Genomic DNA, 18,491 nt, shown 5'->3' on the forward strand with positions numbered 1-18,491 from the left:
CCCACACCCTCGACCCGCTCGGATCGCAGGCTAGTTTTCCCTGCGGCAGATCAGGAAGCACGAACAGGACGGCAAGGACGACCGGTTTGAGCAGCGATTTCCTCTCCCGCTGGTCCCAGCGCAAGCGCGAGGTCGCCGACGCGGACCGCACGGCCGGAACCGGAACGGATTCCGGCCCTGCCGCGGAGGCCGCTGGCGTATCGCTTGAGCACGCGGCGCCGGACGACGCGCCGCAGGCCGCTGTCGATGCACCGATCTCCGCCGAGGAGCTGGCGGCGCTGCCCGACCCCGAGGATCTGACCGCCGCGTCGGACATGACAGCGTTTCTGCGCAAGGGCGTCCCGGCCTCCCTGCGCAATCGCGCCATGCGGCGGCTCTGGTCGCTCGATCCCGCCATCCGCGACTATGTCGGTGACGCCAGGGATTATGCCTGGGACTGGAACGTGCCCGGTGGCGTGCCGGTCTCCGGGCCCTTGTCGGCGACGACCGACGTCAAGCAGATGGTCAAGGACATCTTCGGCCGCGAGAAGGCTGCGCCCGCCCCGGCCGCGGAGCCGACCGTTGCGGCGGATCGAAGCGACGCCGCCGAATCGCCGTCCCCCATGACCATGGCAGACGCCGCGCAGCCTGTGCCGAACGAGACGGTTTCCGCCGCGCCCGGCCCGCAGGATTCGGCCCTACCGGAGACGCCGGAAACCATGCCCGAAATCGCTGCGGAAACAGCGCAGCAAGCTCCGCGAAACCGGCCGCTGCGACATGGCAGCGCGCTGCCGATTTGAATAGCCGTCAACGAAACTGGAATGGTTCAAAAGAGGCTTGCACAAACCCCGGAACCATCTAGGTTCTCGTTCCAGATCAACGGGTAACCGGACACCCATGAAAGCGCCACGATGACCGACGGGCCTTCCGAACCGAGCGCTCACGACGTTGCCGCAACGGCGACGGCGTCCTTGCGCGCGGCGCTCGATCCGGTCGACCAGTTCCGGGTCCAGCATTACGGCCTTCTCGCCGTTCTCATGGCCCGCGAGCCGAGCGCCGAGACGCTGGCGCTGGTCGCCGGCCTCAGCGGCGACGCGACCCCGCTCGGGCGCAGCCACGCGGCGCTGGCCGAGGCCGCCCGCCGGGCCGATCCGGCGCGTCTGGAGCGCGAGTATTTCGACCTCTTCATCGGCGTCGGCCGCGGCGAACTGGTGCCCTACGGCTCCTTTTACCTGACCGGCTTCCTGCGCGAGAAGCCGCTGGCCCGCCTGCGGCAGGATCTGGCGCGGTTGGGCATCGAGCGGTCCCCCTCGCTCGTCGAGCTCGAAGACCACGTCGGGGTGCTGTGCGAGACCATGGCCGGGCTGATCGACGGGCGCTTCGAGGCCCCCGAGGGCGCCGCCCGCGACTTCTTCGCCCGCCACATGCAGCCGTGGATGGGCCGCTTCTTCGCGTATCTGGAAACGGCCCGGTCGGCGGATTTCTACCGCTGTGTCGGCCGTGTCGGCCGCAGCTTCATGACAATCGAGACCGAGTCGCAGGCGCTGGTCGCATGACAGTGCCGCGAAACGACCGCACGGCCCGCGCGCCGGCAGGGAAATGGGAGACGACCATGGCGACGGACAAGCCTGATCTCAATCGACGCGCCTTCCTTCGCAAGGCCACGGGTGCGGCTGGCGCGGCAACCGCGGTCGCCGTGACGGCGCCGGCCTTCGTCGACGAGGCCGAGGCCTACGATCCGGGGACCGACGAGACCCAACCGAAATATCAGCCCGACAGCCCGGACGTTCAGGCGTTCTACCGGACCAACGGCTACGAAACGCTGCAGGACAAGTGAGGCGGACATGCTCACCAAACGCAAGGCCGGTCAGCCCGGCCAATTCTGTTCTTCCGTCTCGTCGACCCGTCCTGCCGGACTCGATCGCCGCGCCTTCCTGAAACAGTCGGGCCTCGCCGTCGGCGGCCTCGCCGCCTTCGGCACCATGATGCCCGGCGCCGTGCAGAAGGCCGAGGCGGTCAGCGCGCCGATGCCCGGCGTGCCGATCGAGATCAAGAAGAACATCTGCACCCATTGCTCGGTGGGCTGCACGGTGACCGCCGAGGTGCAGAACGGCGTCTGGACCGGCCAGGAGCCGAGCTGGTCGAGCCCGATCAACCGTGGCACCCACTGCGCCAAGGGCGCCGCGATCCGCGAGATCGTGCATGGCGACCGGCGGCTGAAATACCCGCTGAAGCTGGTCGACGGCCAGTGGCAGCGGCTGTCCTGGGAGCAGGCGATCGACGAGATCGGCGACAAGATGCTGGAGATCCGCGAGGATTCCGGCGCCGACGCCATGTATCTCCTCGGCTCGGCCAAGTTCACCAATGAAGGCGCCTATCTGTTCCGCAAGTTCGGCGCCTTCTGGGGCACCAACTCGGTCGACCACCAGGCCCGCATCTGCCACTCCACCACCGTGGCCGGCGTCGCCAACACCTGGGGCTACGGCGCCCAGACCAATTCCTACAACGACATCCGCAACGCCAAGACCATGATCATCATGGGCGGAAATCCGGCGGAAGCGCATCCGGTCGCGATGCAGCACGTCCTGGCCGGCAAGGAGCTGAACCGCGCCAATCTGATCGTCATCGATCCGCGCTTCACCCGCACCGCGGCCCACGGCACCGAATATCTGCGCCTGCGCGCCGGCACCGACATCCCGGTCATCTGGGGCATTCTCTGGCACGTCTTCGAGAATGGCTGGGAGGACAAGGAGTTCATCCGCACCCGCGTCTACGGCATGGACGAGGTCCGCAAGGAAGTCGCCAAATGGACGCCGGAAGAGGTCGAGCGCGTCTCGGGCGTGTCCGGCGAGCAGCTGAAGCACGTCGCCTATCTGTTCTCGCAGGAACGGCCGTCGACGCTGATCTGGTGCATGGGCGCCACACAGCACACGGTCGGCACCGCCAATGTGCGCGCCTACTGCACCCTGTGCCTGGCCACCGGCAATGTCGGCAAGCCCGGCACCGGCGCCAACATCTTCCGCGGCCACACCAATGTGCAGGGCGCGACCGATCTCGGCCTCGATGTCACCTCGCTGCCGCTCTATTACGGCCTGACCGAAGGCGGCTGGAAGCATTGGTCGCGGGTCTGGGAAGTCGAATATGAGTGGCTGCAGAGCCGCTTCGACGAGGTCCCGGCCAAGGGCGGGCGCGAGCCGCGCACCCGCAAGGAAAACATGGAGACCCCGGGCATCACCTCGACCCGGTGGTTCGACGCGGTCAGCATGCCGCCGGAGGAGATCGACCAGCGCTCGCCGCTGCGCGGCATGTTCATCATGGGCCATGGCGGCAACACCGTCACCCGCATGCCGGAGATGCTGCAGGCGCTGGAGAAGCTGGAGCTGCTGGTGGTCGCCGACCCCCACGCCACCACCTTCGGCGCCATCAAGGGCCGTCGCAACGGCACCTATCTCCTGCCCATCGCCACCTCGCTGGAGACCGACGGCTCGCGCACCGCGTCGAATAGGTCGCTGCAATGGGGCGAACAGATCGTCGAGCCGGCCTTCGAGTCCCGCGACGACTACGCGGTGATCCACGACTTCGCGGTCAAGCTCGGCTTCGCCGACCGGATGTTCAAGAACATCGCCGTGGAAAACAGCAAGGTCTCGGCCGAGGACATCCTGCGCGAGATCAATCGCGGCGGCTTCTCCACCGGCTATTGCGGCCAGTCGCCGGAACGGCTGAAGGCGCATATGCGCAACCAGGACAAGTTCGACCTGGTCAGCCTGCGCGCCCCGGCCGACACGCCGGAAGTCGGCGGCGAATATTACGGCCTGCCCTGGCCGTGCTGGGGCACGCCGGAGATGAAGCATCCCGGCTCGCCGATCCTCTACCGGACCGACGTGCCCATCTGGGAAGGCGGCGGTACCTTCCGCGCGCGCTTCGGCGTCGAGCGGAACGGCGAGACGCTGCTGGCCGAGGATTCCTATTCGGAGGGCTCGCAGCTCACCGACGGCTATCCCGAGTTCAATTACGGCATCCTGCGCAAGCTCGGCTGGGACGCCGACCTGCGGCCGGAGGAACTGGCGACGATCCAGCGGGTCGGCGGCGACAAGGTCGACGCGGTCAGTTGGGCGACCGACCTGTCGGGCGGCATCCAGCGCGTCTGCATGGATCACGGCGTCATGCATTACGGCAACGGCAAGGCCCGGGTGGTCGCCTGGAACCTGCCCGATCCGGTGCCGGTGCACCGCGAGCCGATCTATACGCCGCGGCCGGACCTCGTCGAGAAATACCCGACCCGGCCCGACGAGCGGCAGTTCCGTATTCCGAATATCGGCTATTCCGTGCAGCAGGCCGCGATCGAGCGGAACGTCGCCGGAAACTTCCCGATCCTGCTCACCTCGGGCCGGCTCGTGGAATATGAGGGCGGCGGTGAAGAGACCCGCTCCAACCGCTGGCTGGCGGAGCTGCAGCAGGAGATGTTCGTCGAGATCAATCCGGCCGACGCCACCGCCCGCGGTGTCGAGGACGGGCAGTATGTCTGGGTCTACGGCACGGAGAACGACGCGAAGACGCGGGTGAAGGCGCTGGTGACCGAGCGCGTGGCGCCCGGCGTCGCCTTCATGCCCTTCCACTTCTCCGGACATTACCAGGGCGAGGACTGGCGCGAGCACTATCCGGCGGGCACCGACCCGATCGTGCTCGGCGAATCCGTCAACACCATCACGACTTACGGTTTCGACCCGGTCACCGGCATGCAGGAGACCAAGGTCGTGCTGTGCCAGATCGCGGCGGCATAAGGGGAGCGACAGACAATGGCGCGGCTTAAATTTCTCTGCGACTCCGATCGCTGCATCGAGTGCAATGCCTGCGTGACGGCGTGCAAGAACGAGCACGACGTGCCCTGGGGCATCAACCGGCGTCGCGTGGTGACGCTGAACGACGGCAAGCCGGGCGAGCGCTCGGTGTCGATGGCCTGCATGCACTGCACCGATGCGCCCTGCGCGGCGGTGTGCCCGGTGGACTGCTTCTTCACCACCGAGGACGGTGTGGTGCTCCATTCCAAGGATCTGTGCATCGGCTGCGGCTACTGCTTCTACGCCTGCCCGTTCGGCGCGCCGCAATATCCGCGCGTCGGCAATTTCGGCTCGCGCGGCAAGATGGACAAGTGCACCTATTGCGCGGGCGGTCCCGAGGCCGACAGCTCCGAGGCGGAATACGCCAAATACGGCAAGAACCGCATCGCCGAGGGCAAGCTGCCCATGTGCGCCGAGATGTGTTCGACCAAGGCGCTTCTAGCCGGCGACAGCGACATCATCGCGACGATCTATAAGGAGCGGGTCGCCAAGCGCGGCTACGGCACCGGGGCCTGGGGCTGGCAGACGGCCTACCGCGAAACGATCGAGGCCTGAGATGGCGACGATGACCACGCTTCGCACCATCCTCACCGCCGGCGGCCTGGCGCTCGCCCTTCTGGCGACGCCCGTTGCCGCCCAGCAGGGCGACGACAATCTCGCGCCCCAGAGCGACGTCGCGCCGACCGACGGCGCGCAGGCCGATCCCAGCGGCCAGAACCCCACTGCCGAGGCGCCGACCGAACAGCAGCTCCTCAACGCGCTGCAGGGCGGCCAGATCAGCGGCCGGGTCAGCATCCCGGACAGCAAGGCCGCGGTGCTCGAGCAGCCCGAGGGGCGCGATTACCAGAGCTTCCATGAAGGCTGGCTGCCGTGGATCGGCGCCATCGCCATCATCGGCATGGTCCTTGCGCTTGCCGCCTTCTACTTCTCGCGCGGCCGGATCATGATCGAGGACAGCCCGGAGGTCGGCCGCAAGCTGCTGCGCTTCAGCTTCTTCGAGCGCCTGAACCACTGGATGACAGCCACCGCCTTCATCCTCTTGGCGATCACCGGCCTCAACTACGTCTTTGGCAAGCGGCTGCTGTTTCCGCTGATCGGGCCGGACGCCTTCTCGACCTGGAGCTACTGGGCGAAATACGTCCACAATTTCGTCTCCTGGGCGTTCATGGTCGGCCTCGTCTTCATGATCATCGTGTGGATCAAGGACAACCTGCCGAGCCGCACCGACATTCGCTGGATCCGCGAATTCGGCGGTTTCGTCGGCGACAAGCATCCGCCGGCGCACCGCTTCAATGCCGGTCAGAAGATGATCTTCTGGTCGGTGACGCTGGGCGGCCTCGCCCTGTCGATCAGCGGCCTCCTGATGCTCTTTCCCTTCTCAGTGCTGAACATCGAGGGCATGCAGATTGCGCAATATGTCCATGCCACGGTCGGCATGGTGCTGATCGCCATCATCATCGCCCATATCTATATCGGCTCGCTCGGCATGGAGGGCGCCTACGACGCCATGGGCAACGGCAAGGTCGACCTCGCCTGGGCCCGCGCCCATCACAGCCTCTGGGTCGAGGAAGAGCAGGCCAAGACCGCCAAGGGACCGCAGCCGATCCCGCAAACCCATCCGGCGGAGTGAGCACCATGCGCCACAGTCTCATCCTACTCTTCGCCACCACGGCGCTGGCCACGGCGGCCGTCGCCCAGACGACGTCAGAACCCGCCACCGAAGCGCCGCAGGCACCGGCTGCCACCGAGGCTCCGGCCGCGAACACCCAGCAGGCGCCCGCGCCTGACGGCACGCAGCCGGCGGCGCAGAATCCGGCCGCCGACGCTGCCGCGGCGAATGCCGGCACCGCGACACCGGCGCCTGGCGAGACCGGCACGGATACGGCCTCGTCCGGCCCCGCCAATATCTGCACCGAACTGGTGGCGTTCCTGACCCCGGCTCCGGCCGAGGACGCAGCCGCCGCGCCCGGCCAGCCGGCAGCCGCTCAGGCGAGCGCGGACCAGGCCCCTGCGGCGCAGGCTGGTCAGGCACAGGCCGGTGAAGCTTCAGCCACGCAGCCGTCGGCCGAAAGCGGCACGGACAAGGAGCCCGCTGGCGGTGCGGCCTCGGACCAGCCGCAGCAGCAGGCGACAAGCAGCGGCGAAGCGGCGGCCGAGAACGAGCAGCACGCCGCGGGCGTGCCCGACGGCAACCAGTCGGGCTCGGCCCAGGAAGCCTCCAACCAGGCCGGCGCCGCGGTCGAGGCGCCCAGCGACGCCAATGCGCCGGCGCCGAAGGCCGGCAATGCCGACAACGCGCCGCAGACCTCGGGTCTCAGCGCGCCAATCCCCGAGACGCCCGAAGCCACCAAGAAGCAGCCGGACATGACCCTTGCCGAAGGCCAGGCGCTGGCCGATGCCAACGATATCGCCGGGTGCCATGGCGCGACCCGCGAAATGCGGCGCGCGGGCGTCGACCTGCCCCCGGCGCTGATCGCGCTGGCGGCGCTCGACCTGCAATATCAGCAGAACGCGGCGCCCGCAGCGCCGACGACGGGAGACGCGCGTTGAAGGCCATTCTCATCGGCATCGCGATCGCCGCCGTGATCGGTGTGGTCGCCGGGCTCGTTCTTCCCATGGCGCAGGTCCCGGCCTTCCAGGCCTACGCCACCGACAGCGTCCGCGTCGGCAATCCCGGCGAGAACCTGATCGGCCCCGAATGGGACGAAGCCGCCGAGGACCAGGAACGCCATTGATCCGACGCCCGGTCGCCATCGCGGCCGGGCGCGGGACATTCGCGCCGCAGGCGTTGCCTGCCCTGTGGCGCTGCCAACGGTGACCTCAGGGCGGTCACCTCCAGGCAAATCAGCCTAAGGCGCGCCCCGCCGTCGAACCGGCCTCCCCCATCCAGCCCCGCAGACGCGGTCGCCTCTCACCTGGGCTGAGGACGACCGGCCGGATCTTGCGCCAGAATGCTGTGTGCGAGCGCGGCGATCAGATCGGTGCGGGTGACGACGCCCACGATCCGCTCGGCCTCGATCACCGGCACGGCATCGGTCTGGCTTTCGGCCATCAGATGGAAGAAGGCGGCCACCGGGGTCGAGGGCGCCGCGCGCGGGCATGCCGTATCCATGATGTCTTCCGCCCGCAGGCGCCGCGTCCCTTTGCCAAGGAGCGCCCTCGTATCGCTCCCTCTCAAGACGATCAGGTGGATCTGCAGGATCACGCCGAGGAACCGGCCATCCGCAGTCTGGACGGGGAGCGAGGTGAAGCGGTGTTGCGCGAACAGCGCCGTGATGTCTGCAAGCGATGTGTCCGGCCCCACCGTGACGAGGTCGCGCGACATGAAGTCGGCAGCGACGGTCGGATCGATCCTGTGGGTCGCGGCCTGCATCTGCGCTGCGCCGATCAATCGCGCCAGATCCTCGACCCCCAGATTGAACGATTGCCGGTATCGCTCCAGGATGTTCGTCAGCTCCGCGCTCGACAGCCCGAGTCGCTCGAATGGTTGGCGATCCACCGTTCCATGCGGGTTCGGGTCGTCGAACTGGCGGAATGGATAGCGCCTGCCGGTCATCCGCGCGTAGACGATGGCGATCAGAACCAGGAGCGCGGTGCCGAGGGCGACCGGCGTGAGGGCGAAGCGGAACCCCAGTTCGGCGATGGCCTCGGGGTTCATGGCCGCCGTCATCGCGACCGCGCCTGCCGGTGGATGGACGGCGCGGCACAGGATCATCGCCGTGATGGCCAAGCCGACGGCAAGCGCGATGCGCAGGGCCGGATCGGCGACGAGAAGGCAGACCGCGACGCCCACCAGCGCGGCGATCGTATTGCCGCCGATCGCCGACCACGGCTGCGCCAGCGGGCTGTTCGGAACCGCGAAGAGCAGGACCGAACTCGCACCGAACGGAGCGATCAGGTACAATCCGAGTTGCAGATCGACAGTCGGCGCCAGCACCAGCAGGGCGCACAATCCGAGCCCGATGAAGGCGCCGGTTCCGGCCCGAACGGCTTCCATGGGCGTCGTCTGCGGCACGGCCGGGCCGAAGGATTTCAGGAATGACGGCATCACGGTCCTTCTTGGGTTGAAGCGACCGGGATCGCAGGCGCCGTCCAGCTCGGCAAGGGATGGAATTTCGCCCGATGCGCCAAGTGTGCAACGCCATGCTTTCGTCAGCGCCCCCAGCGTTCCTCACTGCGTCAGCCCTCTTGAGCCGTCTGCTGGACGCCGTCGGACTGCTTCGGCAGGCGGTGCAAGAACAGGCCCCCAACCGGATTGTGGTTCCGAGACCGGGGAAATCACCGAAACCTGGTGCCTAGGGGAGTCCCCGCGACTGACTGCGAGGGAGCGCATTCAAGGGACCGCCGGCGGCGAACCACCGTACATGCCCGGAGACCTCATTTTCCGTCAGAACAGGTGCCGTCGCGACAATCGCAGCCATCGACCCACCGCATGGGTCGGCCGCGGGCGGATTCGCGCTCACGCAAGCGCATCCAGCCCTGCCCGCACGGCATCCGGGTCGGGGACCGCGGCCTCCACTGCTGCCTGGGTCGCGCGCCAGATCGGCACCGCCTCCGCGAGGATGGCCCTCCCCTCCGGGGTCAGCGAAAGCAGCCTCGCCCGTCGATCGGCGGGATCCGGGGTGACTGTCAGGAGGCCGCGTTTCTCCAGGGGCTTGATGTTCGCCGTCAGGGTGGTGCGATCCATCGCCAGAAGCTCGGCGACGGAACCGAGTGTCGGCGGCTTCGGGCGATTGAGCGACATCAGCAGCGAGAACTGGCCGCTGGTGATTCCGATGGAGCGGAACGCCTCGTCGAAACGCCGTGCCATGGCGCGCGCCGCGCGCTGCGCCCGCAGGCAAAGACAATGATCCCGGACCAGAAGCGTGGTCTCGTAGGGAACCGGTGTCGGCGAATCACTGGACGTTGACATGACCTCTTTATGTTGATATCAACATTTTAGTCAAGCAGATATGCGGCGGCGCCGGAATGGACCCGGTCTGAGGATCACCAGGAGCCCCGTGCCGATACCAACCGCCAGATCACCGCGACGCCCGGTCGTGCACGACCCGGCAAGGCTTGAGGACGCGACCATGCAGAACTCCACCATCGGTGTGACGGCCTATGACTGGGTGCCGTCCTTCGCCCAGGGACTGGTCCGCGATCTGCGCGTTCGCTGGGCGCTGGAAGAAGCCGGGTTGGCATACAGGCCGATCATTCTCGAACAGGGGTCGCAGCGCGGCGCGGACAATATCGCCCGCCAGCCCTTCGGCCAGGTTCCGGCGATGGAGATCGACGGGCAGACCATGTTCGAATCCGGGGCCATCGTCTGGCGGATCGCCGAGGCGAGCGACAGGCTGCTGCCGTCCGATCGCCACCAGCGCGATCTCGCCCTCTCCTGGGTCTTCGCCAGCCTGAATACGATCGAGCCGCCGATTGCAGCGCTTGTCGATCTCGACTTCTTCGCCGGCGACGCCGATGCGGCAGCGAAATTGCGCGATGGCTCCATCAAGTCCGTCGACAAGCGTCTTGGGCAGCTTCAGGCAGCGCTTGGCGATCGCGACGGCCTCCTCGGCGAGTTCTCGGTGGCCGATTTGATGATGACGGCGGTCCTGCGCATTCCCCGCCACACCGACATTCTCCAGAATTTTCCAGCGCTCGACGCCTATGTCGCGCGCCACACGGCGCGGCCGGCCTTCCAGAAGGCCTTGGCCGATCAGCTCGCCCCGTTCCGGGAGAATGCGGCGCGCTACGAACGCGCGGCCTGAGCCTGAGGATTTCGGACAGGGGACGCCTTGCATCGCGTGCGGTTGAAGACGGGAGAGGAAGAGGGTCGAGATGCGTCAGATCACGGCAGGCCTGTTCCAGTCGATGGACGGCGTCGTCCAGGCACCGGGCGGTCCCGACGAGGACCGCAGCGACGGTTTCTCGCTCGGCGGCTGGATCGTGCCCCATGCCGGCGAGACGGTCGGGGGCTTCATCGACACGATCTTCGACGGGGAATTCGACCTGCTGCTCGGCCGAAGGACCTACGACATCTTCGCCGCGCACTGGCCCCGCATCACCGGTGACGCCTTTGCCGACAAGTTCAATCGCGCCGCGAAATACGTCCTCACCTCGTCGCGCGAGCCGCTTGCCTGGGCCAATTCCCATGCGCTGCCGGACATCGATGCGGTGGCGGCGCTCAAGCGCACCGATGGCCCGAAGCTGATCGTCCAGGGCTCCACCACGCTGTACCCGGTGCTGCTGTCGGCCGGTCTCGTCGACCGGCTCTACCTGATCACCTTCCCGCTGATCCTCGGCCACGGCAAACGGGCCCTGCCGGGCGCGGACCCGGGCGCATGGCGCCTCCTGGAACACCGCGTCTCGGAAGGCGGCGCGATCATCGCCGTCTACGCCCCGGCCGGTGCCGTGGCGACGGGCTCCTTCGCGCTCGACGATTGAGGCCGCCCATGCTGACGCTCTTCTTCCATCCGTTCTCGTCCTACTGCCAGAAGGTGCTGATCGCCCTCTACGAGAACGGCACGGCCTTCGAAGGCCGCATCCTCGGCCCCGACGATCCGGCGGCGATGGACGAACTGCGGGCGATGTGGCCGATCGGCAAGTTTCCCCTGCTCGTCGACGAGGGCGCTCCAGTCATCGAGGCGTCGGTCATCATCGAGCATCTGGGGCTTCGTCACCCCGGCCCGGTCGCCCTGCTCCCCGCCGACCCGGCCGCGGCGCTGAAGGTCCGGTTCTGGGACCGTTTCTTCGACAATTACGTCGCAACACCGCAGCAGACGATCGTCCTCGACGCGTTGCGTCCGGACGGCAAGCGCGATCCCGAGGGCGTCCGCATCGCACGGCAGGCTCTCGATGCCGCCTATGGGTATCTCGACGGGCGGATGGCGGATCGGGACTGGGTCGCCGGCGACAGCTTCAGCCTCGCGGACTGCGCCGCCGCGCCCCAGCTCTTCTATGCCGACTGGACCCACCCGATTGCCGAGCGCTTCGCCCATGTGCGCGCCTACCGCAATCGCCTGAACGCCCGACCGTCCTTCGCCCGTTGCATCGACGAGGCCCGCCCGTACCGTCCATTCTTTCCGCTCGGGGCACCGGAGCAGGACTGATCGCCACGGCCGGAATGGGTCCGTCGCGACCGCTCTCGGCATGTACGAACGCCATCGGCCCTCGCCGGCGAGGACAGGGCATATGGGACCTTGGAAATGCGTGCCTTTCCTATGGAGACGGAGGAGATGAGGATGGCCAATCCCGCAGGAACGCCGATCTGGTACGAGCTCCTGACGCCCGACCCGGACGCGGCGCAGGACTTCTATACCCATGTCGTCGGTTGGACGGTTGCGCCTTCGAACCATCCAGGGATGGATTACCGCATCATCTCGGCGCCGGACGGCGTGCCCGTGGCGGGACTTCTGAAGCAGCCGGACGGGATGACGTCCGGCCCCGTATGGTTGAGTTATCTTGCCGTTGCGGACGTCGACGCCGCGGTCGATGCCATCGAGAGGGCCGGCGGTGCAACGCATATGCCGGCGATGACGATCGACGGCGTCGGCCGCATGGCCCTGGTCGCGGACCCGCAGGGCGCGACGCTCTATGTCATGCGCGGCGAGAGCGCCGAGGAAAGTCTGGCCTTCCGGCAGGCGGAGGAGGCAACACCCGGCCATGCCGTGTGGAACGAACTCTCGGCAAAAAATCCGGAAGCTGCGCTCGACTTTTACGCCGCAGCGTTTGGCTGGCGCCAGGACGGTGCGATGCCGATGGGGGAACTCGGCGACTACCGTTTCGTATCATGCGGAACGACGCGTCTCGGCGCCATCATGGGCGAGGTGCCGAACGGCCGCATCGGCTGGCAGTATTACTTCATGGTGCCCGACATCGATGCCGCTGAGAAACGCCTCGCGTCGGCTGGCGGCAAGACGATACAGGGGCCCGACCAGATACCCGGCGGTTCGTTCGCGCTGGTCTGCGAAGATCCTCACGGCGCCCGCTTCGGGCTGGTCGGCTCCGGCGGCGCGAGCCGGAGGAAGGAGGATCCGATCTGACGAGACGGTCTATTTCAGCGGACCGAACCGCCTGAGCACTGCCCAGCTGCGCAGATCCCACAGGGCCCCGGCGGTCGCGGCGAGGACGAGGGCGCAGAGAGCGACCTTCGAGACCGTGCCCATCGTGCCCTCGATCAGCAGCGCATGGACGACGCTGCCGACCACGACCACGCTCGCCAGCGCCGTATGGGCGAACCGCCAGACCGGCGGTCGCAGGCGCAGCGTCCGGCGCAGGGCGGCCAGCAGGGCCGCCGCGAACAGCGCCCACATGGCGATGACGCCCCAGTCGGAAAACGGCGTCGGCGAGGTGAAGAGCAGCGCATCGACGACATCCGGCGGGCTCGTCAGCCAGAGCCCGGCCACATGGGCGACGATCGCGGCTACAAGGGCCGTCCCGACCCAGCGGTGAATACGGCGCCCGTCCCGCATGCCGATGCCGGGCAGATAGCCGGCCGCCAGAAGCGGCTGAAGAAGGAGCAACCCCATCGCCACGATCCCGGCGAAGCCGGCCGCGATATAGATCCCGCTGCGATAGGCGAGATACTCGCTCGTCGCAGCAACAGCGACCGGACCGAGAACCGCGACGGCCAGCGCCGACCAGCCGAGAACGGCCCGGATGGACAGCGTCATGGAGTCAGGCCGGCTGCAGGACGAAATCGGCGCTGAGGCTCGTATCCTTCGGGCTGGACATGACCGGCCGCAGGAAGACCGTCTCGAATTCGGGATCGTCATAGGCCAGATGACCGTGCGCCTGGCCGAATGCGGGCACGATCTGCGGCATTTCCAGCCGGAACGTGCCGTCGGGACCCGTGAGCGTCGCTCCATGGCTTTCCGGATCGCGCTCATAGGCCTCGGTCGTATGGGCCCAGATCTGGATGCGGATGCCTTCCAGCGGCGCACCGTCGCCGGCCCGGCGCACGCGCCCCGACATCCAGAAGCCGCCATTGCCGATCCGTTCGACGACCGGCGCGCCGGGGCGATAATTGTTTGAGCCGCCGCGCATGGAGGGGGTCGGGGCAAGGCCCTGTGCCCGCGCGGGAACGAGCAGGCTGGACATGCCACTTGTCACCAGGGCACCGCCGAAGGCGACGCCGGCCGCCAGCATCGTTCTGCGGTTCAGACGGGTCCGAGACAAGGCAGCCTCCCAGTCGCTTCGGCAGACGACATGGTCGTCCCTCAAGATCGCGGATCGGACGCGACCGTCCGCGGATCGCTCGACAGCGGCATCGCTCACCAACGCCGCGCGGCACCCTTGAGATGGAGACCGCGCCAAGCCGAAGCAAGTCGACACGCTTCACAAAGCGCTGAGGTGGCGTTCAGGTCGCAAGCATCATCGCCTTCCGGTCTGATCGCGCGCCCAACCCTAGCTGCTGAATTGCAGGCTGCTGGTTTTCTGCAGGTTGGCCTGGGTGAATTCCATGAAGGCACGGACCTTGGCCGAGACGTTGTTGCGCTCGGGATAGACGCCGTAGATGTCGGCGTCGACCTGGGCATAGCGCGGCAGCACCAGTTCCAGCTTGCCCTCCCGGATCAGCCGGACAATGTCCCATTCCGACCGCAGCATGATGCCGTGTCCGTCGATCACCCATTGCAGGGCGATCTCGCCGTCATTGCTGGACAGGCGCCCCTTCACCTTGATCGACTCGGTCAGCTGCCCGCGCTGCAGGCGCCAGACGTCGTAGATCTGGTTGTGCTGGCGCAGGACGATGCATTCGTGATCGGTGAGATCGTGCAGCCGCTGCGGGCGGCCGTATTTCTCCAGATAGCTCGGCGCCGCGCACAGGAAGCGCCGGTTGCGATGCAGCCGGCGGCTGATCAGCCGGGAATTCGGCGGGCTGCCGAAGCGCACCGCGAAATCGTAGCCCTCCTCGACCAGGTTGATCGGCGCATCGGTCAGGACGAGCTGGGCCGAGATGTCGGGATATTCCCGCGCGAATTGCGACACGATGGGCGCGATGAACTCCCGCCCGAAGCCGAAGGTCGCGTTGATCCGCAGGAGCCCTTGCGGCTTCTCGCCGGCCGAGCGGATACGGTTTTCCAGGCTCGCAATGTCCTCGAGGATCGCGGCGCTCTCGTTCAGGAACGTCTCGCCCTCGCTCGTCAGGCTGACCCGGCGCGTCGTCCGGTTCATCAGCCGCACGCCCAGCCGGTTCTCGATCTTGGCGAGCCGCTTGCTGACGCCCGAGGTCGACAGGTTCAGCTCGAGCGCTGTCTCCGAAAAGCTGGCCTTGCGGGCGAGGAGCGCGAAGAAGGCTAGGTCACTGTCCATGGATTGTGTCCGTCAGTGCAATAATCATTTTCCATATTCGATATTATCTCTTCTCCATCATCAATTACAGTGACGGTGATCGAAGCGACAGGAGGGTCGTCGATCGACAGGTCCGGCTTGCCGGGCCGGCCCGGTGGAGGAGCGGGTCGAGGAGAGAGGGACACGGTGCAGGACGCCGCCCCGAATCCCGCAGCTCCATCGCAACAGTCCATCGCTGGCGTCGCGGGCACGAAGCCGCGCCGACGGCGCCAACGCTTCGACGAGCGCAGGCGATGAGCGCCGGTGCTCCATTTCGAATTGGGAGGTTCTCATGAAGTTCACCGCGATCGCACTCGCACTGCTCGCCAGCACGGCGACGGCCAGTTTCGCCCAGACCGCCGGCGACTATCCGACCAAGCAGGTCGACTACATCATCCCCTTCAATGCCGGCGGTGAATCCGACGTGTCGGCGCGCTTCCAGCAGGCGAGCTGGGAGAAGATGTTCGACCAGCAGCTGATCATCCAGTACATGGCCGGCGCCGGCGGCGCGCAGGCCTGGTCGCAGCTGAACGGCCTGCCCGACGACGGCTATACCATCATGGGCATCAACCTGCCGCACACGGTGCTGCAGCCGATGGAGAAGGACATCGGCTACAAGACCGAGGACCTGACCCCGGTCAATTACTTCCACTACACGCCCGACGCGATCTTCGTGCCGAAGGACAGCCAGTTCCAGACGCTCCAGGACCTGATGGACTACGCCAAGGAAAACCCGGGCATGGTCACCTTCAGCGGCTCGGGCTCGAACTCGTCCAACAATCTCGCCCAGGCCCGCTTCGACGGCCTGACCGGCCTGACCACGACCTACATCCCGTTCTCAGGCACCGGCCCGGCGGTGACCGCCGTCCTCGGCAGCCAGACCATGGCCGGCTTCAACTACGCCACCTCGGGCGTCAATCAGGGCGACGCCCTGCGCATGCTGGCCGTCGCCTCCGAAGAGCGCCTGCCGGTCTTCCCGGACGTGCCGACCTTCACCGAGCTCGGCATCGATCTGGTCGGCGGCGCCTATCGCGGCGTCGCGGTGCCGAAATCGACCTCCGAGGAGATGCGCAAGGCCGTCTCGGACGCCGTCTCCAAGGTCAATGCCGACCCGGATTTCGTGAAGAAGATGGAAGATGGCGGCTTCGTCCTGACCGACATCCCCTACGAGAAGATGCAGGACTTCGTCGCCGAGAAGACCGAGGAATATGCGGCCGGCGCCGAACAGCTCGGCATCGTGAAGAAATAACGGATCGGGCCAGGCCACCCCATGCAGCTCTTCGAGTACTTCCTCGACGCACTCACGCCGCTCAATCTCCTCCTCGCCCTTGTGGGCGTGGTGCTCGGCACGGTGATCGGCGCCCTTCCGGGCCTGTCAGCGACCATGGCGGTGGCCGTCCTCGTCCCCTTCACCTTCACGATGGATCCCGCCTCGGGGCTGATCGCCCTGGGCGCCATCTACACCGGCGCGATCTATGGCGGCTCCTACGCCGCCATCCTGGTCAACACGCCGGGCACGCCGTCGGCGATCGCCACGACCTTCGACGGCTATCCCATGGCCAAGAAGGGTGACGGCGGCCTTGCCGTCACCCTCGCCACCCTCGCTTCGGTCTTTGGCGGTCTCGTCGGCGGCCTGTTCCTGCTGTTCCTGTCGCCGCCGCTTGCCCGCGTCGCGCTGGCCTTCGGTCCGCCGGAATATTTCTGGCTGGCGATCTTCGGCCTGACGCTGATCTCGGCGCTGTCCGTCGGCAACACCATCAAGGGCCTCATCGGCGCCTGCCTCGGCCTGCTCATGTCGATGATCGGCGTCGCCGTGGTCGGCGGCGACATCCGCTACACCATGGGCACCAACGTGCTCCTGGGCGGCATCGACATCACCTCGGCGCTGATCGGCCTTTACTGCGTGCCCGTCGTCATCGACCTCGTGGCGACCCGCGCCCAGCACCTGACCGTCGAGGACGATCTGAAGGGCATTCGCCTCAGCGAAGCCCTGTCGATCAGTTGGGCGCGCAAGTTCAATGTCGTCCGCAGCTCGGTCATCGGCACGGTGATCGGCATCCTGCCCGGCGCCGGCGGCTCGATCGCCGGCCTCGTCTCCTATTCGGAAGCCCGGCGCGCCTCCAAACATCCCGAGCGCTTCGGCCAGGGCGAGCCGGACGGCGTCATCGCCACTGAATCCGCCAACAACGCCACGGTGGGCGGCGGCTTCATCCCGACCCTGGTGCTGGGCATTCCCGGCACCCCGCCCGACGCCATCATCCTCGGCGCGCTGCTCGTCCAGGGCATCAAGATCGGGCCGACGCTGTTCACCGCGCAGGGCAACATCGTCTACACCTTCATCTTCGGCCTGCTGATCGCCACGGTGCTGATGCTGCCGGCGGGGCTCCTGATCGGCAAATACGCCTATCGCTCGATCATCGCGATCCCCAAGCCGCTGCTGGTGCCGACCGTCGCCTTCCTGACGATCATCGGCAGCTTCGCGATCCACAGCAACCTGCACGACACCCAGACCATGTTCGTCCTGGGCATCCTCGCATGGATCCTCAACCGCTTCGGCTTCACCCCGTCGCCGATCGTGCTGGGCCTGGTCCTCGGCCAGATCGCCGAACAGGGCTTCGTCCAGAGCTATCTCATCGGCAACGCCCAGCAGGCCGTCCTCGGCATGTTCTTCGGCCGCCCGATCAGCATCGCGATCATCGCCGGTGCCCTGCTGACGCTGCTCTACCCGCTGCTCTCCTCGTATCTGGCGAAGCGCCGTACCCTGAAGACGGTACCGGTGGATGCGGTGGAGGACGCCGCACCGGTCCAGACCGTCTGGCGCGACGTTCCGAGCATGGTCTTTGCCGGCCTGTTCGCGGCGATCGGCGTCGCCGCCGTCATCGGCACCGGCGACATGACCCCGATGGGCTCGGTGTTCCCGACGACCATCGCGGTGGCCCTATCGGTCCTGTCGGTGATGCTGATCGTCCAGCACATGCGCCGGCCGGTGGCGCCCGCGGTCGCAGAGGGCGGCGTCGATGCCGACGGCGCGGCGCTGAAACCGGCGCGCGAGCCGGTGGGCTGGCGCCGCATCGCCGCGACGATCGCCATCGGCATCTGGATCGCAGCCATGCCGCTGCTCGGCTTCACCGCCGCCGGACTTCTCGGCTTCGCCCTGCTGATTGCGGCGGCGTCCTGGGAAACCCCGAACGGCAGGACGCTGGCGACCTACGCCGCCGTCTCGGTGGCCATCGTCCTCGGCTTCTACCTGCTGATGGCCAACGTCCTGCTGATCCGCATGCCACAGGGACTGTTCTTCTAAGGGCTGGCAACGCGGCGCCGGCATCCAGAGAACGGCGGCTTCGGCCGCCGGCCGGAGACCTGCAC

19 protein-coding genes are annotated in these 18,491 nt (G+C 67.2%); 14 read left to right on the top strand and 5 right to left on the bottom strand.

Annotation, left to right across the window (positions count from 1 at the left end; genetic code table 11):
- The first annotated feature begins 86 nt into the window (after nucleotides 1-86).
- The 8 genes from J3367_RS12050 (at nucleotide 87) to J3367_RS12085 (ending at nucleotide 7,552) form a co-directional block, all read left to right on the top strand.
- Nucleotides 87-779 carry a DUF3306 domain-containing protein gene (locus J3367_RS12050; RefSeq protein WP_024350117.1) on the top strand — a complete coding sequence of 231 codons (693 nt, stop codon included), beginning with the start codon at nucleotides 87-89 and terminating at the stop codon, nucleotides 777-779.
- 111 nt (nucleotides 780-890) lie between these two features.
- The gene (locus tag J3367_RS12055; RefSeq protein ID WP_024350116.1) at nucleotides 891-1,535 is read left to right on the top strand and encodes a TorD/DmsD family molecular chaperone; all 645 of its coding nucleotides are present in this window, start codon (nucleotides 891-893) and stop codon (nucleotides 1,533-1,535) included.
- 56 nt (nucleotides 1,536-1,591) lie between these two features.
- The gene (locus tag J3367_RS12060) at nucleotides 1,592-1,816 is read left to right on the top strand and encodes a twin-arginine translocation signal domain-containing protein (RefSeq protein ID WP_024350115.1); all 225 of its coding nucleotides are present in this window, start codon (nucleotides 1,592-1,594) and stop codon (nucleotides 1,814-1,816) included.
- A gap of 7 nt (nucleotides 1,817-1,823) precedes the next feature.
- The gene (locus tag J3367_RS12065) at nucleotides 1,824-4,760 is read left to right on the top strand and encodes a formate dehydrogenase subunit alpha (protein ID WP_024350114.1); all 2,937 of its coding nucleotides are present in this window, start codon (nucleotides 1,824-1,826) and stop codon (nucleotides 4,758-4,760) included.
- 15 nt (nucleotides 4,761-4,775) lie between these two features.
- The gene (gene fdh3B / locus J3367_RS12070) at nucleotides 4,776-5,372 is read left to right on the top strand and encodes a formate dehydrogenase FDH3 subunit beta (protein WP_009210530.1); all 597 of its coding nucleotides are present in this window, start codon (nucleotides 4,776-4,778) and stop codon (nucleotides 5,370-5,372) included.
- Nucleotides 5,373-5,382: 10 nt separating this feature from the next.
- Nucleotides 5,383-6,447 (top strand): formate dehydrogenase subunit gamma, encoded by a 1,065-nt coding sequence (locus J3367_RS12075; protein WP_373279277.1) that lies wholly within the window; start codon nucleotides 5,383-5,385, stop codon nucleotides 6,445-6,447.
- A gap of 5 nt (nucleotides 6,448-6,452) precedes the next feature.
- Nucleotides 6,453-7,367 (top strand): hypothetical protein, encoded by a 915-nt coding sequence (locus J3367_RS12080; RefSeq protein ID WP_024350112.1) that lies wholly within the window; start codon nucleotides 6,453-6,455, stop codon nucleotides 7,365-7,367.
- Nucleotides 7,364-7,552 carry a hypothetical protein gene (locus J3367_RS12085; protein WP_024350111.1) on the top strand — a complete coding sequence of 63 codons (189 nt, stop codon included), beginning with the start codon at nucleotides 7,364-7,366 and terminating at the stop codon, nucleotides 7,550-7,552. Before J3367_RS12080 ends, J3367_RS12085 begins: the two co-directional genes overlap by 4 nt.
- Before the next feature lie 176 nt (nucleotides 7,553-7,728).
- Here J3367_RS12085 and J3367_RS12090 read toward each other — a convergent pair whose 3' ends face one another.
- Both J3367_RS12090 and J3367_RS12095 read right to left on the bottom strand, forming a co-directional pair.
- Nucleotides 7,729-8,865, bottom strand: coding sequence for an HPP family protein (locus tag J3367_RS12090; protein ID WP_024350110.1), 1,137 nt, complete (start codon nucleotides 8,863-8,865; stop codon nucleotides 7,729-7,731).
- Nucleotides 8,866-9,276: 411 nt separating this feature from the next.
- A complete protein-coding gene (locus tag J3367_RS12095; RefSeq protein ID WP_024350109.1) occupies nucleotides 9,277-9,729 on the bottom strand; it encodes a MarR family winged helix-turn-helix transcriptional regulator in 453 nt (150 codons plus the stop codon).
- 160 nt (nucleotides 9,730-9,889) lie between these two features.
- Here J3367_RS12095 and J3367_RS12100 point away from each other — a divergent pair, with 160 nt between their 5' ends.
- From J3367_RS12100 to J3367_RS12115, 4 genes are all read left to right on the top strand, one after another.
- Complete coding sequence (locus J3367_RS12100) at nucleotides 9,890-10,564, top strand: glutathione S-transferase family protein (protein WP_024350108.1); 675 nt, start codon at nucleotides 9,890-9,892, stop codon at nucleotides 10,562-10,564.
- A gap of 70 nt (nucleotides 10,565-10,634) precedes the next feature.
- Entirely contained in the window at nucleotides 10,635-11,240 is a 606-nt protein-coding gene (locus tag J3367_RS12105; RefSeq protein ID WP_024350107.1) for a dihydrofolate reductase family protein, read from the top strand.
- Between the two features lie 8 nt (nucleotides 11,241-11,248).
- A complete protein-coding gene (locus tag J3367_RS12110; RefSeq protein ID WP_024350106.1) occupies nucleotides 11,249-11,905 on the top strand; it encodes a glutathione S-transferase family protein in 657 nt (218 codons plus the stop codon).
- Between the two features lie 132 nt (nucleotides 11,906-12,037).
- Nucleotides 12,038-12,838 (top strand): VOC family protein, encoded by an 801-nt coding sequence (locus J3367_RS12115; protein ID WP_024350105.1) that lies wholly within the window; start codon nucleotides 12,038-12,040, stop codon nucleotides 12,836-12,838.
- A 9-nt stretch (nucleotides 12,839-12,847) separates the two neighbouring features.
- On the opposite strand, the gene J3367_RS12120 is transcribed toward J3367_RS12115, so the two are convergent.
- The 3 genes from J3367_RS12120 to J3367_RS12130 form a co-directional block, all read right to left on the bottom strand.
- Nucleotides 12,848-13,468, bottom strand: a complete 621-nt coding sequence (locus tag J3367_RS12120) for a ferric reductase-like transmembrane domain-containing protein (protein ID WP_024350104.1) — start codon at nucleotides 13,466-13,468, stop codon at nucleotides 12,848-12,850.
- 4 nt (nucleotides 13,469-13,472) lie between these two features.
- On the bottom strand, nucleotides 13,473-13,973 hold the full coding sequence (locus J3367_RS12125) for a twin-arginine translocation pathway signal (RefSeq protein WP_024350103.1): 501 nt from the start codon (nucleotides 13,971-13,973) through the stop codon (nucleotides 13,473-13,475).
- 228 nt (nucleotides 13,974-14,201) lie between these two features.
- Nucleotides 14,202-15,107, bottom strand: coding sequence for a LysR family transcriptional regulator (locus J3367_RS12130; protein ID WP_024350102.1), 906 nt, complete (start codon nucleotides 15,105-15,107; stop codon nucleotides 14,202-14,204).
- Between the two features lie 310 nt (nucleotides 15,108-15,417).
- Here J3367_RS12130 and J3367_RS12135 point away from each other — a divergent pair, with 310 nt between their 5' ends.
- Both J3367_RS12135 and J3367_RS12140 read left to right on the top strand, forming a co-directional pair.
- A complete protein-coding gene (locus tag J3367_RS12135; protein WP_024350101.1) occupies nucleotides 15,418-16,374 on the top strand; it encodes a tripartite tricarboxylate transporter substrate-binding protein in 957 nt (318 codons plus the stop codon).
- A gap of 21 nt (nucleotides 16,375-16,395) precedes the next feature.
- Nucleotides 16,396-18,426, top strand: coding sequence for a tripartite tricarboxylate transporter permease (locus J3367_RS12140; protein WP_024350100.1), 2,031 nt, complete (start codon nucleotides 16,396-16,398; stop codon nucleotides 18,424-18,426).
- The last annotated feature ends 65 nt before the right edge of the window (nucleotides 18,427-18,491 follow it).

Origin of the sequence: Aurantimonas sp. NFXS3, assembly GCF_049132005.1 — a bacterium.
Lineage (GTDB): Bacteria > Pseudomonadota > Alphaproteobacteria > Rhizobiales > Rhizobiaceae > Aurantimonas > Aurantimonas coralicida.